This is a genomic window from Rhodohalobacter sulfatireducens (genome assembly GCF_022012475.1).
Lineage (GTDB): Bacteria > Bacteroidota > Rhodothermia > Balneolales > Balneolaceae > Rhodohalobacter > Rhodohalobacter sulfatireducens.
On sequence record NZ_JAKLWS010000012.1, the window covers coordinates 59703 to 74254 of the forward strand.

Below are 14552 nucleotides of genomic sequence, written 5' to 3' on the forward strand. Positions count from 1 at the left end.
ATTTACAGGATTATTCCAACTGAGAACAGGAATCCAAACAAAATCATAAACTGAGCAGTGCGTTCCAGGGTTTTATTTAAATTTCGTTTATCCTGGTGGTAATATACCTGTTTGATGAGCCTCCAGCCCAATGGCAGCGACAAATAGGGAAGCATAATAACAAGTCCATAACCATAAAAATGATAGAAGATTACGGGAATCAGAAAAGCTAAAAAGAGCAAACCCAGGTATTCCATTTTCAGCATTTTTTCTCCAAATAACACTCCTAATGTTCGTTTGCCCGACACCTTGTCTTGATCGATATCCCTCAAATTATTGACCACAAGAATATTCACACAAAGCGCCCCAACCGGCAATGATGCAAGAAATGAGGTTGTACTCCATTCAAGGGCATTGACGTAGTAAGTACCCATAACCGCGATGATACCGAAAAAGATGAACACGAAAATATCTCCGAGGCCATTATAGCCAAGTGGATAGGGACCGCCGGTGTAGAGAATACCAAACAGTAGTGAGAGAATACCAATTAATAAGATAATCCATCCGCCAACCCAAACCAGGTACAGTCCGATGAGGAAAGCGAGGCCCATAGTGATATAGGTCGCAGTCAGCATCGCTTTGGGAGAGATGAGACCTAATGCAGTTGCCCTTTCAAAACCAATTCGATCGTCTGTGTCGGCTCCTTTTTTAAAATCGTAGTAATCGTTTGCAAAATTAGTACCTACCTGTATCAGGAGTGCACAGAGTAGCGCTACTAGGGTCGTATCAGCCCTGAATGCATAGTGGCTCCAGGCAAGTGAAGCTCCCACCATGACCGGAACAATTGATGCGGCAAGTGTTTGGGGCCTGGCAGCGCTCAGCCAAATTCTAAATTTAGATTCCTTCAAAAATTTCTTTCTGTTTATTGTCTGTGGATAATTTTAACACACAAAAATACTGAATAAATCTTTCCCTAAAAATATTCGGTTTGCTCGTTGATAGTGAATAGTGATTTTATGAAAGTAAATTAGGAAGCGCTTTTGTTTTAAATAAATAAGGTAAATTATGAAATAATAGGATTTAGTTAGTTGTTGATATTTTTTTGACTAAAAAACTTTATTAATTGAAAACTGATCGATATCTTATCAGCTATTTGTGGCGAATTCGAATAAACGATTAAAATTATTTACTTCGACAAAAGCTCAAACCAAATTATTAAAGATTAACTTAATCAAACATAAAATAACTTGACTCTTATGGCATATTCCAAATTAGAATATATCTGGCTTGATGGAAACAAGCCGACTCAATCTCTAAGAAGTAAAACCAAAGTTGTTCACGATTTTAGCGGAAAACTTGAAGACTGTTCTCTTTGGAACTTTGATGGAAGTTCTACGGGACAGGCTACAGGTGATTCTTCAGACTGTATTTTAAAGCCGGTTGCCATTTTTCCTGATCCAGATAAGGAAAATGCATATTTGGTTATGACTGAAGTATTGAATGCAGATGGAACACCTCATGAAACAAATAAACGGGCTTCAATTGATGAGGAAGATGAAGATTTTTGGTTTGGATACGAACAGGAATATTTCTTGGTTGACCCGGAAACTAATCGCCCGTTAGGTTTTCCTGCTGATGGATATCCCGCACCACAGGGGCCGTATTATTGTGGCGTAGGAGCAAAAGCCGTATTTGGAAGAGAAATCATTGATGAACACCTTGATATATGCTTGAAAGCAGGTTTAAATGTTGAAGGTACCAATGGCGAAGTTGCTGCTGGTCAGTGGGAATTTCAGATTTTTGCAAAAGGTGCAGCGCGCGCAGGCGATGAAATTTGGGTAGGCCGTTACCTGATAGAAAGAACAGCCAGGAAGTATGGTGTTGCTGTAGACTGGCATCCAAAACCACTGGGTGATACAGACTGGAACGGATCGGGAATGCATGCAAACTTCTCAAATGGAGCTATGCGTGATGAAGGAGGCAAAGAACTGATGACGAAAGTGTGTGAGGCATTTGGAGATCATATTCAGGAACATATTGCCGTTTATGGACACGATAACGATAAACGATTGACGGGTAAGCACGAAACTCAGTCTATCGATAAGTTTAGTTACGGCATTTCAGATCGTGGTGCTTCTATTCGTATTCCGGTTACAACAGTTGATGACGGCTGGATAGGACGTCTTGAAGATAGACGACCCGCATCTAACGCTGATCCTTACGAAGTAGGTGCACGAATTATCAAGACTGTTCACTCAGCTCTATAATATTGCCTGCTGTATTTTTTAATTCAGCCCCGTTTCTAAAGAAGAGACGGGGTTTTTTTATTGAAAACCTTTTTTTGATGTATGATTTCAACTTGCGATTTTGAGGACTGAAAAACTATTGAATGCAGAATAGAAAATTATATTAACGTCAGTTCCGGAAGACATTGAATTAAATGTCTAAACAGGTAACAATGAACGCCCCTAGAATCCCTCTGTGGTAATTTCCAGGTGCTTTCCGGTTCTAAAACGGTCGAAGCTGTGCCTGTCTGACAACAATGCATACTCAAACGGACGATATATAATATTCTTATTTTGAAGTCATGTTACCATAAGTAAAACGCATTATTGGAATAGATTTTATGATTCAAATTGATTTTAATTCAATTGTAAGAGAGGCTGTTGAGAGTTACGATGACAGTAAAAACATATCCAGTATTATGGATATCAGTGCGAAAGTGTCAACAAATCACGTTTATCGGATTAAATTTCAGGATGATAATATTATTATTGCCAAGCTCTCTTACTTTGGAAAATTTGAGCATTTTGTAGAGGATCACAGTATCATCAACGCTTTGGCGAATAATCTTCCAAATCCCTATGAAAATGTTCTCGCACGCTCGCTGATAAAAGGAACTTCACTTTTTGTACACCGGCATAAAACGGAGTTTATCGATGCCTGGGTTGTTTTTTATAAACCGATGAAAGTTGAAAAAAAGCTGCCAAAACGCTTGAATGAGAAGCAGATTAAAAAACTTGGTAAATCTGTAGCTCGGTTTCATAAGGCTTGTTACAGTGTAAAAAATACATTACCCGAATACTCGAAAACTCTCTCATCGGATATCTACCACCTACTCGAAATAATGAAAACGAGTGAGGGACAGCACGAGTACAGAATGCGCCAGGAGTTGATTAAATCGCAAAGCTGGACATTCCTTGAGAACCTCGAACAGTTGGGTATGAATACACTAAACCCGATACCTGTATTTGTGGATTGGAACATCGGTAATTTCTCAGTCACCTCAGATTTTGAGATCTACTCACGATGGGATTACGACTGGTTTCGCGTAAGCACCCGTATGATGGATTTTTACTTCTTCAGTCGTGTAGTTTCTGATGTTGGAGATCAAACGGTTTTCAGTTACGATATTGACAGACTTCTGGAAGACCGATTTATACTTTTCTTGAAGGCCTATCATGAAGAGAGTCCCTTGAAGGAGAAGGAGATTCGCTTTTTGAAAGAAGCCTATCGCTTCTTTTTACTTAATTATGTGGTGAAATATGGTCGTTATTTCTTTCACGAAATCTTTGCAACTCGCCTCCAGCAAGAGGCTTACGATGTTCATTTGCCAACGATTGATGAGAAATTCGACCCGGAACCTATACTTAAAGCACTTAATATTTAGTTTTAATTTTCATGGATAAAGTTTCTTTTTTTTCAATAGTTAAAAATTATAAAGCTGTTTTTTTAGATTCTTATGGAGTCCTGAAAAATCACCAGGGGCTGATCGAAGGTGTTGTTGATACGATAAAGTTAATCCGTGACGAGGGTATAGAGCTTCGTGTTCTCACAAATGATGCATCTCGGAGTCAAGTACAACAGGTTCAAATGTTTGAGGATTTGGGCTTAAGGGGGCTGGAAGAAAAAGAGATTATTACTTCCGGCATGCTGGCGCGGCAGTTTTTAGAACTCAAAATTAAAACAGGAAAATTTGCATACCTGGGTACTGAGAATTCAGCCAACTATATCATGAAAAACGGGCTTACAGGAATTCCGATTTCAGATGTAGATATCGAAAATAGTTCAGATGTAGCAGCTTTTGTTTTTTTGGATGATGAGGGATTTGACTGGCATCGCGATATTAACAGAACCATAAACTTTTTGAGAAGAAACAACCTGCCGATTATTGTTGCCAACTCCGATAAGTACTACCCGATTTCAAGGGATGATGTTGCCGTGGCAATCGGCGGAATCTCAAGATTGTGTGAATCGGTGCTTAATCAAAAATTTATACGTTTTGGAAAGCCGGATTCCCAAATGTTTATGTTTGCCTATGATGACATCAACGAAACCGGGAATTTTGGTAAAAGTGATATCCTGATGGTGGGCGATACACTGCATACAGATATTTTGGGAGGGAATAAATTTGGGTTAAAAACCCTGTTGGTTCTTTCAGGAAATACTCGCGCCAAACACGCTGAGGTAAAAATCAATTCAACAGGAATCATCCCGGATTATATTGCAGATTCTATCTTGGAGTAGGTCTTAGAAATGGCATTTTTCTCCGAAGGGGTTTAACCTCAAGTCAGAGTACCATTGTAATTCTATTAATAATGCTCTGTTTGGAGTGAGAAATACCATTACTTCTCATCTTCGAAAATCATCGGATGAGTAATTAAGCGGAGATTATTATTCCTACCTTTAGTACTCATCCAATGAGTTCTGAATCATGTATCCTTCTCATTAATTCCAGGAAACTACTCCACCCACGGAAATTTTCCCCAATCCGGCTTACGTTTCTCAAGAAATGCATCGCGACCTTCTTTGGCTTCTTCTGTCATGTAAGCGAGGCGGGTTGCTTCGCCTGAGAATACCTGCTGTCCCACAATGCCGTCATCCACGAGGTTGAAGGCAAATTTTATCATTCGAATGGCCGTTGGGCTTTTGCCAAGAATTTCCTGCCCCCATTCAAAGGCCGTTTCCTCAAGTTCATCATGGGGTACAACTTCATTAACCATTCCCATCTCAAAAGCTTCTTTTGCGGAGTAATTTCGTCCGAGGAAAAAGATCTCACGCGCACGTTTTTGCCCAACTTGTCGAGCAAGTAAAGCAGAGCCAAACCCACCGTCAAAGCTGGCGACATCGGCATCGGTTTGTTTGAAAATGGCATGTTCTTTACTGGCTAATGTGAGATCGCAAGTAACATGAAGACTGTGGCCGCCGCCTACGGCCCAACCGGGAACTACACAGATCACAACTTTACTCATAAACCGTATCATTCGCTGAATATCCAGTACATTTAAACGCTGAACGCCATCACCGCCTTCATAACCGCGAGCTCCGCGAACTTTTTGATCGCCACCGGAACAGAAAGAGTAAACGCCATCTTCGGCCGGACCTTCCCCGGAGAGTAAAATCACCCCAATGGAGGTATCTTCACGGGCATCAATTAAGGTTTCCTCAAGTTCAAAAAGAGTTTTAGGTCGGAATGCATTACGTACCTCGGGGCGATTAAAGGCAATTCGCGCAACGCCATCTCTTTTTTTGTAAGTGATATCTTCAAATTCTTTAACAGTTTTCCAATCAGACATGGTAAAATTAGTTTTAAAGCAGTTTTAAATAAGCCGAAAAATTTATAAAACCCCTCTCGAGAGGGGATTTAGGGGTGTGTTTCTAACACCAGAACCCAGGTTTAATTCATCAGATTCTTATACTCGAATGATTCTTATTTCAATTCATTGATGTAGCCAAATGTAAAAAGAAACAGGATGGAATGTCGATTCGGAATTTATTCACTCAACTGACAAAACTTTTCAATATTTGAATAATTTCTTCAGGTTGATCTGCATGAACCCGATGACCGGCATTTTCAACAACCAATAAGTTTGAGTGATTAAGGGATTTGTGTATTTCGGTCATCCTATCAACATATTTTTTATCAAGTTTGCCGGCTATTAGTGAAAAAGGCAGATTGAGTTTACTGATTTTATCACAAACGGATGGCATCACTCCGGCTCCAAATCTGCGAAGGGAAGCACTGATAGTTTTAGGATTCTGAGATTTCATAATCTCATTGTAGACCAATTTCATTTCATCCGGTGTCTGCCCGAAAAGAGGCAACGTTGTCCATTCTTTAATAAATCCTTCAAAGTTTTGTTCAATTTTCTGTGCCCGTTTTTCATCCAGCGCTTGTCGTTCCGTTCGTTCTGACTTTGAAACCATTCCACAGTGCGAACTTTCAATAATTACCCCGGAAAACAGTTCAGGATGTGAGGCAATCAACTGGAAAGCCAAACGCCCGCCCATACTGTATCCATAAAGGTACAGGTTGCCAAACTTCAAACGTTGGATAATTGAGTACAGTTGTTGAACCTGGCGCTGTGCAGTATAATATTTTTGTTCATTTGGTGATTCTGTTTGGCCGTGACCGGCAAGATCGATCGTAATAGGATTGCAAAAGGAAGAAAGGTCTTCCAATAGATGCTCAAAAACTTTATTACTCCCCATAAAGCCATGTAACATTAACAAATATGGGAATCGATCTACTGATTGATGAACCGTGCAATGATAATAAATTGAATCTGAGTACAGAAGCATATCAGCTTTTCAGTAAGTCGATTCTTAGATCCATACTGCCTTTTGCGTCTGTTACACACTCAATGATTTTAGCGCCTCCTATATCATTAATCTTTATATCCTGCAATGCATTAAGAGAATCAATATTTTGATAATCGATACCCGATGCTCTCGCGAGATGAGATAGATCTGTTTTTTGAGGTGTTTGGAAGTAAGTTTGATAGATATCCTCAGGTACGGCACGATCTTCCTTCCTGTATATAGGGAGCATCCGGAAAATATTCCCTCCTTGGTTATTGATCACAATTACTACGAAAGCTTGGTCGCTTACTTGCTGGAGAGTATAAAGAGCATTACTGTCATGCAAAAAAGCAAGATCACCAATAAAACTGCAGGTCGGGTTTGGGGATGAAAAGTGGATACCAAGTGCCGTAGATAAAACCCCGTCAATTCCGGCGGCTCCACGGTTCACAAATTGATGCTTTCGTGATTGCCCAAAGGTCAACATATCCCTGGCTGGCAGTGAGTTGGACAGTATCACATTCCAGTCTTCAGAAAGTTGATCTGAAAAATAGTTGAAGATACCTCCGTCTGTGAGCTCGGTTTGATTCTTTATTTTTTCATCTAAAAGCTTCAGTACACTCTCATCCAGCGACCGCCACTCGTTCATCCAAGTTTCAGAGCTTCTTGGTGACAGATCACCATGATTGATTGTATCATGTTTTTGGCAGACTATTTTGTGCAAAACGCTCATGGCATGATCCTGGGTCTGCCTTCTGGCTGTGATATGGATCACAGGTACTTCATTACAGGCCTCAAGTACCCATAACAGGGAACTTGAATAGGGCTGATCGCCAAACCGGACAATCAGGTCAGGTTGAAGATTTGAACGAGTTTCAGGATTTCGAATAAACTGATCAAACCGTTTGATTTGATGCTCAGCGTCGGAAAATTGACTCCCGGGTTCTGCCAGTACAGGTGCATTCAAATGAGCAGCCATTTTATTGATCTGCGAACTCAGATCATGTCGCGGATCAGACGGGCCGGAGATCAACAGAGGTCTGGTTGAAGAGGAGAGAAGATTAATAACCTCATCATCTAAAGTAATCTCCGATCGGTTGGTTGTCGGCTCAAAGTCTTGAATCACCGTGATCTCCTCAAGTCTTTGTTTCTCTTTTTGAAAGGATTCTGTCGTAGGTTCCAACGGTTTTCGAAAGGCGAGGTTGATTTGAGCGGCTCCACCGATATCTCTTGAAAAATCAACTGCCTGTTTGGCAAGGTAGGCGACTCTTTTCAGATCCTCTTCATCATCTACCGGTTCACCCGCTTCATGAAAAAATACGGTTTGATCCCCAAAGAGCTTGATTTGGTCAACTGTTTGAGAACTACCTAGATTTCGGAGTTTTGGGGGACGATCTGCCGTTAACAGGATCATCGGTACACCCGATTCTTTTGCTTCTACAACCGCCGGCATATAATTGGCAACTGCGGTTCCTGAAGTGCAGATTAATACAGCAGGCATACCGGTGGATTTTCCAATACCAAGAGCTATAAATGCTGCTGAGCGTTCATCTAAAACAACACGCTTTTGAATTCCGGGGTGAATCGCCGATGCAAGTGTAAGTGGTGTTGAACGGGAGCCCGGAGAGATGATGGCATGACGCACGCCATTCTCATATAAGTTGTGCAACAGGGTAGCAGACCAGGTAAGATTATCACTCATAAGCTATGTTGAGCTGGTTGAGTGCATCCATCAGTGGGACGAATTTGAGCAATGTCTCATTCCACTCTTTTTCAGGGTCGGAATCGGCAACAATTCCACATCCGGCAAAAAGTTGTGCTCTATTATGGTGTAACAGGGCACTACGAATGGCAACTGCAAATTCACCCGATCCTTTCAAATTAAACCATCCGACAGGAGCCGAATACCACCCTCGATCGATCTGTTCAATTTCCTGGATATAGGGCACAGATTCATCCCGCGGGTATCCACCCACAGCCGGAGTCGGATGTAGCTGTTCAACAAGCTCATGAATTTCAACACCCTCCTTGATAGAAGCCCGGATCGGGGTAAACAGATGCTGTACGTTTTGAAGTTTTTTGATCTGAGGCTTCTTAGGATGCTCAACAGAATCACTGAACGGTTTCAAATTGTCATCGATCGCCTGTACAACAAAATTATGTTCTTCCCGGTCTTTGGAGCTATTCAGCAGGGTGTGGGCCAGGGATGCATCTTCCATTGCGCTCTTTCCCCGAGAGATACTGCCCGCCAAGCCTTCGGTTAGAAACGTGCCATTATTAAAAGAGGCAAGTCGTTCCGGCGAAGCCCCTATAAAGGAGGTTTGAGGGTCGCGTTGAATCATAAAATTATAGCAGGCAGGATACTTTTCACGAAGTTTGTGAGCAAGAACAGTCGGAATGAGCTCCCGTTTGGATTCAAATGAAACGGACCGTGCCAAAACAATCTTTTCAAACTTCTCCTCCCGGATCAGTTTTTTAGCTTTCTCGACTTTAGAGACCCATTTTTTATGGTCTTCAGGAGCTTGAAGAGTACACAGAATATTTGATTGAATATCCTGGTTATGGTCAGTGTGCTGCAATTTTCCGGCTAGATTTAAAAAATCTGTGATCCTGGAGATAATCTCCTGGTAAATATCATCTGCAGCTCGCCCGTTCTTTTCTAAAGCCAGAGTGAGCAGGTGAAAATTTCCAATCTCTACTAACATCCACTCAGGCAGAACAAATCGAGCAGCTCCGAATTTTTTCCAAACTTGTCCCACATTATGATCAGCAAAAGAGTAGCCACCCAGGAACAGGGGGCCAGCCATGGAATGTTGAATGGCTGTATAGGCTTGAATTTCGTTTTTTATACGAACCGTTTGGTCGGTAATTTTATCAAACCTGTTTCTCCCGGTTGCCTTGAGTTCGCGAACCATTCCTGCGGCAGAGATCGAAATTGAGTTCTCCGGATGTGCCCAATAAAACTTCTCATCGTAATCAGGATTAAGTTCAAGAGCAGCCAGGGGGTCAATCCCGGCGATAGGAAGAGTGATAGAAAGCAGAGGAGACTTTTTCTCATTTACTGACCTGAGAAAGTCAGTAAATGCCTGGGATTCAAGCGACTCTATAAATGTAGTAGGAATAACAAATTCTGAATTCTCGCGATCCATATATTCAGCTATTTATTTCAGTACTTTCAATATAAATTGAAAATAGATCATTCCAAAAACCTATTCACAGCAATTAATTGGCAGGCAGGCAGTAGAGCCGCTAAAAAATTAGATGGTTTAAGTTGTAAAAATGAGTAAACCGACTATTCAGCATCATCAACCGTGCCGTTCTCAAAGGGATTCTGAATGCCGTACTCATTCGGATCAAATTCGGCGAGTTCGAAAAAATAGTCCCATGCGAGTTTGCTTTGCCCGTTGTCCTCAACCCAATTTGGATGACTCTGTTTAATTAAACCGACAACGCGTTTTGCATACTTGAGCCGTTCGTCGAAATCATCTATTCGTGGGATAGCGGCAATCATCAGGTCAAGATTGTATCCGCAATCGTAATCTTTTGGTTTTTGTTGTTCTAAAAACATGAAGGCTTTTTTCTTAAGATAAGTAGAAGTTAATGTAAGGAGATTGAGAGGAAATTGTATAATGAATTTTTAAGTACGTCCCTCAAATCCATCACAAGTCTAGACTAATAAGAGGCATAAAAATTAGTATATTTGTGCTTTAACAAAACAGAACATCCAAGAAGTTTTTTATGATACAAAATTCAATACTCGAGTCTATTGGTAAGACTCCGTTGGTTCGGCTGAGAAAAGTTACTGAAAATATTAAAGCTACCGTTGCGGCCAAGGTTGAATATCTAAATCCCGGGCAAAGTGTAAAAGACCGGATTGCCATTAAAATGATTGATGATGCAGAGGAAAAAGGTTTAATCAAACCGGGCGGTACTATTATTGAAGGAACCTCGGGAAATACCGGGATGGGTCTTGCTCTTGTTGCTGCAGTACGTGGTTACAACTGCATTTTTACGACGACTGATAAACAGAGTAAAGAGAAAGTTGATCTTTTGAGAGCTCTGGGTGCAGAAGTAAAGGTTTGTCCCACGAATGTTGAACCGGATGATCCCGAAAGCTATTACTCAGTTGCAAAACGTCTGAGCGAGGAGATACCCAACTCCTACTATCCAAACCAATATGAGAATTTGAGCAATACGCAGGCTCATTATGAAACCACAGGCCCGGAAATCTGGGAACAAACGGACGGAAAAATCACGCATTATGCTTGTGGAATGGGAACCGGCGGTACAATTTCCGGGACGGCAAAATACCTGAAGGAGCAGAACCCGGAAATTAAAGTCATAGGAATAGACAGTGTTGGTTCGGTATACAAGCACTATTTTGAGACCGGTGAATTTAGCAAGGACGAGATCAAACCATATAAAACCGAGGGAATTGGTGAAGATATTATTCCTGCGAATGTTGACTTCGACCTGATTGACGAAGTTATACAAGTGAATGATAGGCAGGCGTTTTTGATGACGAGAGACCTTTCTAAAAGAGAGGGTTTGTTTGTTGGTGGATCCTGCGGTGCGGCTGTTTCAGGAGCATTGGAATATGCAAGGCAGACGGAACTGAAAAGCAGTGATCTAATGGTTATTATCTTACCCGACAGCGGAACTCGTTATATCTCAAAAATTTACAATGACGAGTGGATGCGTGAGAACAATTATATCGATTAAATTTAGAATAAATTAAAACGAATGGACTCAATGAATCCTAAAAAGCCAAAAAAAGGAAAGAATATAGAGATTGAATTGAAAGAGGAGGAGGCTACAGGAACCTATTCTAACCTGGTGATGATTACCCACTCTCCATCAGAGTTTGTGTTTGATTTTATCTCCATGATGCCGGCTGTTAAGAAGGCAAAAGTAGTGAAACGACTGGTCCTAACACCAGATCATGCGAAGAGGCTTGCCAACGCTCTGAATGAAAACCTGAAAAAATACGAAAATGAGCACGGCCCCATCACTACAAAAGAGAAGTTCGATATGCCGTTTAATTATCGAGGGCCAAAACCGGAGGCGTAGCGGTATACGAATTCATACGACGAGTGAACTTACTAAGAACTTGATAACTAAACTTTAACACTCATCGGATGAATCAAGAATGGTACTCAAATATAGTGGCATAACACCCCGAGCGAAACTATTTCCTTGTAAACAGGAGCAGTAAGATCCCAATAATCAGGAAAAAGGCATGAGGAAAAACTGCGGCAAACATGGGTGAGAGAGTTCCGGCCGCTCCAAACGGTTCAATCACTTTCATTAAAACAAGATAGATGAAGCTGATTCCGAGTCCGGCAGCTATATAGAAACCTTTCCCGCCTTTCCGTTTATCTGCCGCCAGGGCAAATCCAATCAGGCAAACTACGATTATTGAGAGTGGGTAAGTTATCCTGCCGTAAAGTTGAACTTTGGGCAAACTAATCCCCCCGGCTCCAATTCGTTCGATCGATTGAATATATTGGAATGCTTTAGGGTAAGTCAGTTGATAAATATCTGAAGTGCGGCGAGCCAGGTCTCTCGGCAAAATGTTTATATCAAATACTTTTCGCTCAGAAGTTATAACCTCTACTTCCTTATCTCTCATGATCCGGGTAGTGGGCCTGTCGATAACCCAGTGAGAGGTTGAATCAACCCACATCATACGACTGCCCTGAGTAATTCTTTCAATTTCATTTCCGTTGAATTCGGTCAAAAACACACGATACGCGGTATTTGTATTCGGATCAAAAAAGTTAATCTCAATCACCGTACTGTCCGAATCTTGTCGAAATATTCCTCCCCGGTCGATCCGTTCGTTGCCGGAAGAGAGGAATTCCTGCTCGAAGTCAATACGCTCCGAATTGGCCTCAGGAATGATATAAGCATCGAGGTAGCTAATCATTCCTGCGAGAAATATACCAATCAAGAGATAGGGAACAACCAACCGGTAGAGGCTGATACCGGATGCTTTTATGGCTGTAATTTCGAGGCGCTCCGTCATCTGACCCGTTAAGAAAAGGCAAGCGGTAAAGACGGCAAGGGGAGTAACAAGCCGGACCATCTCCGGGATGTAATTGAAATAATACTGATTCCAAATCTGAGCAAATGTTGCTCCTTTGTCTGCAAAATCATCACTGTTCTCCGAAAAATCGATCAGGATAAAGATGCAGATTAATACAGCCAGCATGAAAACTGTCAGTACAAGGATGCGGAAAAATATGTACCGATCAAGCTTTTTCATTTCTTTGGAATAGTTTGGTAATTCGAAGGGATGAACTTACATGGAGTATGAGAATGATTCCAATCAACAGGTAAAAAATATTAATTCCCCACATTCCCATAAACGGACTGATGAGTTGCCTGTCGGCCAGTTTCTCTCCCTGGATTACGGCAAGGAAATAGATCGTCAATAATATTGAACTGATAATCGCCGCAAAACCGAGATTACCCCGTTTTGTGAGCATACCGATGGGCGCACCGACCAATACAAAAATAACACAGGCAAACGGGATGGAGAGTTTTTTGTGGACTTCAATCATGAACTCAGCTATCCTGGTATTTCTCCAAGATAAGTTCGTTTCCAGGCTTTCAAGTTCAGGCCGGTATTTGTCCAATACACTCATCGCCCGGTTAAGGGATGATACCTTGGTAGTTGGGTTGGGCAGTTCGTTGATGACGGTAAACTGTGATTCAAAGATTTGAAGGGTGTCTGTCACTGTTTCTTCGTCCAGCTCAAACATGCGGGCCGGCTCAAAATGAAAAGGGATACTTACATTTTGAGAAATGTTCTTTTTAAACTTCTCCAGTTCATTCGCTTTTTCTTCATTCAGGGAATCGACAACGGCAAGCATAGCTTCAGCACTCATAGTTCGGTCGGTCCGGCTGCGTTGAGAGGGGTTTGAACGGGAAAAGGAGAGTTCAGACAGATCAAATGTCATTCGGTATTTATCGAATTTGCTTCGCTCAATAGTGGCCTCTGTTTGATTGGCCCCCGGTATAATACGAAGTGAAGAGCCATTTAACATATATAGTGTAAGAGTTACATCGTTGGGGCTCTCCAGCCATCCCCGCTCTGCATTTATGGTTGTCCGGTGCTTGGTGTCACTCGGCTCCTGGAATACGCGTATATCATACAAAGAATCCGTTTGCGAATTGATCTCTTTGATCCAAAAGGTATATCCTTCAATGTCGTGATAAAAGGTTGAAGGCTGGAGATCAAACGCCGGTTTTTGTGTCCTGATGTCAATAAACAGCGATCTGGCTTTGTGATTTGATTCCGGCAAGACATAATTTGAAAAATATCCCATAAAAATAAACAGGATAAAACCTGCTCCGATAACGGGTATAATCAGTTTAATGGGATTTATACCGGCCGCACGAATCGCTGTTAATTCGTTCCATTCAGAGAATTTTCCAAAAGCTATCAGGGTTGAGACCAATACGGCCATGGGTGCCGCCAAAACAACCATGTAAGCCAGGTTATTCAGAATTAACTCAATAACAATTGTCAAAGGCAGACCTTTTCCAACCAGTTTGTCTACGTGCAGTATCAGGAATTGCATCAGCAGAACAAACATCAGCGTTGTAAAGCAGAACAGAAACGGCCCAACGTGTTTCTTCAGTAAGTCGATTTGAACGTTATTTAACATATCAGCGGAATATAAGGCCTTAATTGATGAGCGTACAATGCAGATCTGATCTTATAATATTTCTGGAGAAAATGTACCCATAAACAGTAATAAGCGAATATTTGAACAAAAGTAGAGGTTTACTCATTATTTATGCCATACAAATATCCAATAAATGATGAATAATTAAGTTGAAAGGATATTACTTTTAACATTTAGATGAATACTTTATTATTCTCTTCACTTTCTGATTGAAATATTCATTAAAACTTTTCTTATCGCAGCATCGCTACGACGTTCTGAATTTTTAAGACTTTTACAGTGGAAATAATACTG

General features: G+C 41.3%; 12 protein-coding genes and 1 pseudogene. 5 read left to right on the forward strand and 8 right to left on the reverse strand.

The genetic code is table 11. From position 1 onward, the window contains the following. Positions 1-2: 2 nt before the first annotated feature. Positions 3-887: a 1,4-dihydroxy-2-naphthoate polyprenyltransferase gene (locus tag L6773_RS10920; RefSeq protein WP_237854370.1), complete on the reverse strand. Its 885-nt coding sequence runs from the start codon at positions 885-887 to the stop codon at positions 3-5. Between the two features lie 348 nt (positions 888-1235). Here L6773_RS10920 and L6773_RS10925 point away from each other — a divergent pair, with 348 nt between their 5' ends. From L6773_RS10925 to L6773_RS10935, 3 genes are all read left to right on the forward strand, one after another. Next, positions 1236-2246 carry a glutamine synthetase beta-grasp domain-containing protein gene (locus tag L6773_RS10925; protein ID WP_237854371.1) on the forward strand — a complete coding sequence of 337 codons (1011 nt, stop codon included), beginning with the start codon at positions 1236-1238 and terminating at the stop codon, positions 2244-2246. 359 nt (positions 2247-2605) lie between these two features. After that, on the forward strand, positions 2606-3649 hold the full coding sequence (locus tag L6773_RS10930) for a hypothetical protein (protein WP_237854374.1): 1044 nt from the start codon (positions 2606-2608) through the stop codon (positions 3647-3649). 11 nt (positions 3650-3660) lie between these two features. Then, positions 3661-4506, forward strand: coding sequence for an HAD-IIA family hydrolase (locus tag L6773_RS10935; protein WP_237854376.1), 846 nt, complete (start codon positions 3661-3663; stop codon positions 4504-4506). 215 nt (positions 4507-4721) lie between these two features. On the opposite strand, the gene L6773_RS10940 is transcribed toward L6773_RS10935, so the two are convergent. The 5 genes from L6773_RS10940 to L6773_RS10960 all read right to left on the reverse strand — a co-directional run bounded on the left by L6773_RS10940 (position 4722) and on the right by L6773_RS10960 (position 10129). Next, a complete protein-coding gene (locus L6773_RS10940) occupies positions 4722-5555 on the reverse strand; it encodes a 1,4-dihydroxy-2-naphthoyl-CoA synthase (RefSeq protein ID WP_237854378.1) in 834 nt (277 codons plus the stop codon). Between the two features lie 205 nt (positions 5556-5760). Continuing rightward, positions 5761-6561, reverse strand: coding sequence for a 2-succinyl-6-hydroxy-2,4-cyclohexadiene-1-carboxylate synthase (gene menH, locus L6773_RS10945; protein ID WP_369431564.1), 801 nt, complete (start codon positions 6559-6561; stop codon positions 5761-5763). A gap of 1 nt (position 6562) precedes the next feature. Beyond that, on the reverse strand, positions 6563-8263 hold the full coding sequence (gene menD, locus L6773_RS10950) for a 2-succinyl-5-enolpyruvyl-6-hydroxy-3-cyclohexene-1-carboxylic-acid synthase (protein WP_237854381.1): 1701 nt from the start codon (positions 8261-8263) through the stop codon (positions 6563-6565). Then, positions 8256-9710 (reverse strand): isochorismate synthase, encoded by a 1455-nt coding sequence (locus tag L6773_RS10955; protein ID WP_237854382.1) that lies wholly within the window; start codon positions 9708-9710, stop codon positions 8256-8258. The genes menD and L6773_RS10955 overlap by 8 nt, the downstream gene beginning before the upstream one ends. Before the next feature lie 143 nt (positions 9711-9853). Then, positions 9854-10129: a DUF4290 domain-containing protein gene (locus L6773_RS10960; RefSeq protein ID WP_237854383.1), complete on the reverse strand. Its 276-nt coding sequence runs from the start codon at positions 10127-10129 to the stop codon at positions 9854-9856. Positions 10130-10299: 170 nt separating this feature from the next. Between L6773_RS10960 and L6773_RS10965 the strand changes: the two are divergent. After that, positions 10300-11280, forward strand: a pseudogene (locus L6773_RS10965) (PLP-dependent cysteine synthase family protein); the annotation flags it as partial. 33 nt (positions 11281-11313) lie between these two features. Further along, complete coding sequence (locus L6773_RS10970) at positions 11314-11631, forward strand: DUF3467 domain-containing protein (RefSeq protein ID WP_237854385.1); 318 nt, start codon at positions 11314-11316, stop codon at positions 11629-11631. Positions 11632-11749: 118 nt separating this feature from the next. Here L6773_RS10970 and L6773_RS10975 read toward each other — a convergent pair whose 3' ends face one another. Next, entirely contained in the window at positions 11750-12829 is a 1080-nt protein-coding gene (locus L6773_RS10975; RefSeq protein ID WP_237854387.1) for an LptF/LptG family permease, read from the reverse strand. Next, a complete protein-coding gene (locus L6773_RS10980) occupies positions 12816-14237 on the reverse strand; it encodes an LptF/LptG family permease (RefSeq protein WP_237854394.1) in 1422 nt (473 codons plus the stop codon). The genes L6773_RS10975 and L6773_RS10980 overlap by 14 nt, the downstream gene beginning before the upstream one ends. Positions 14238-14552 lie beyond the last annotated feature (315 nt).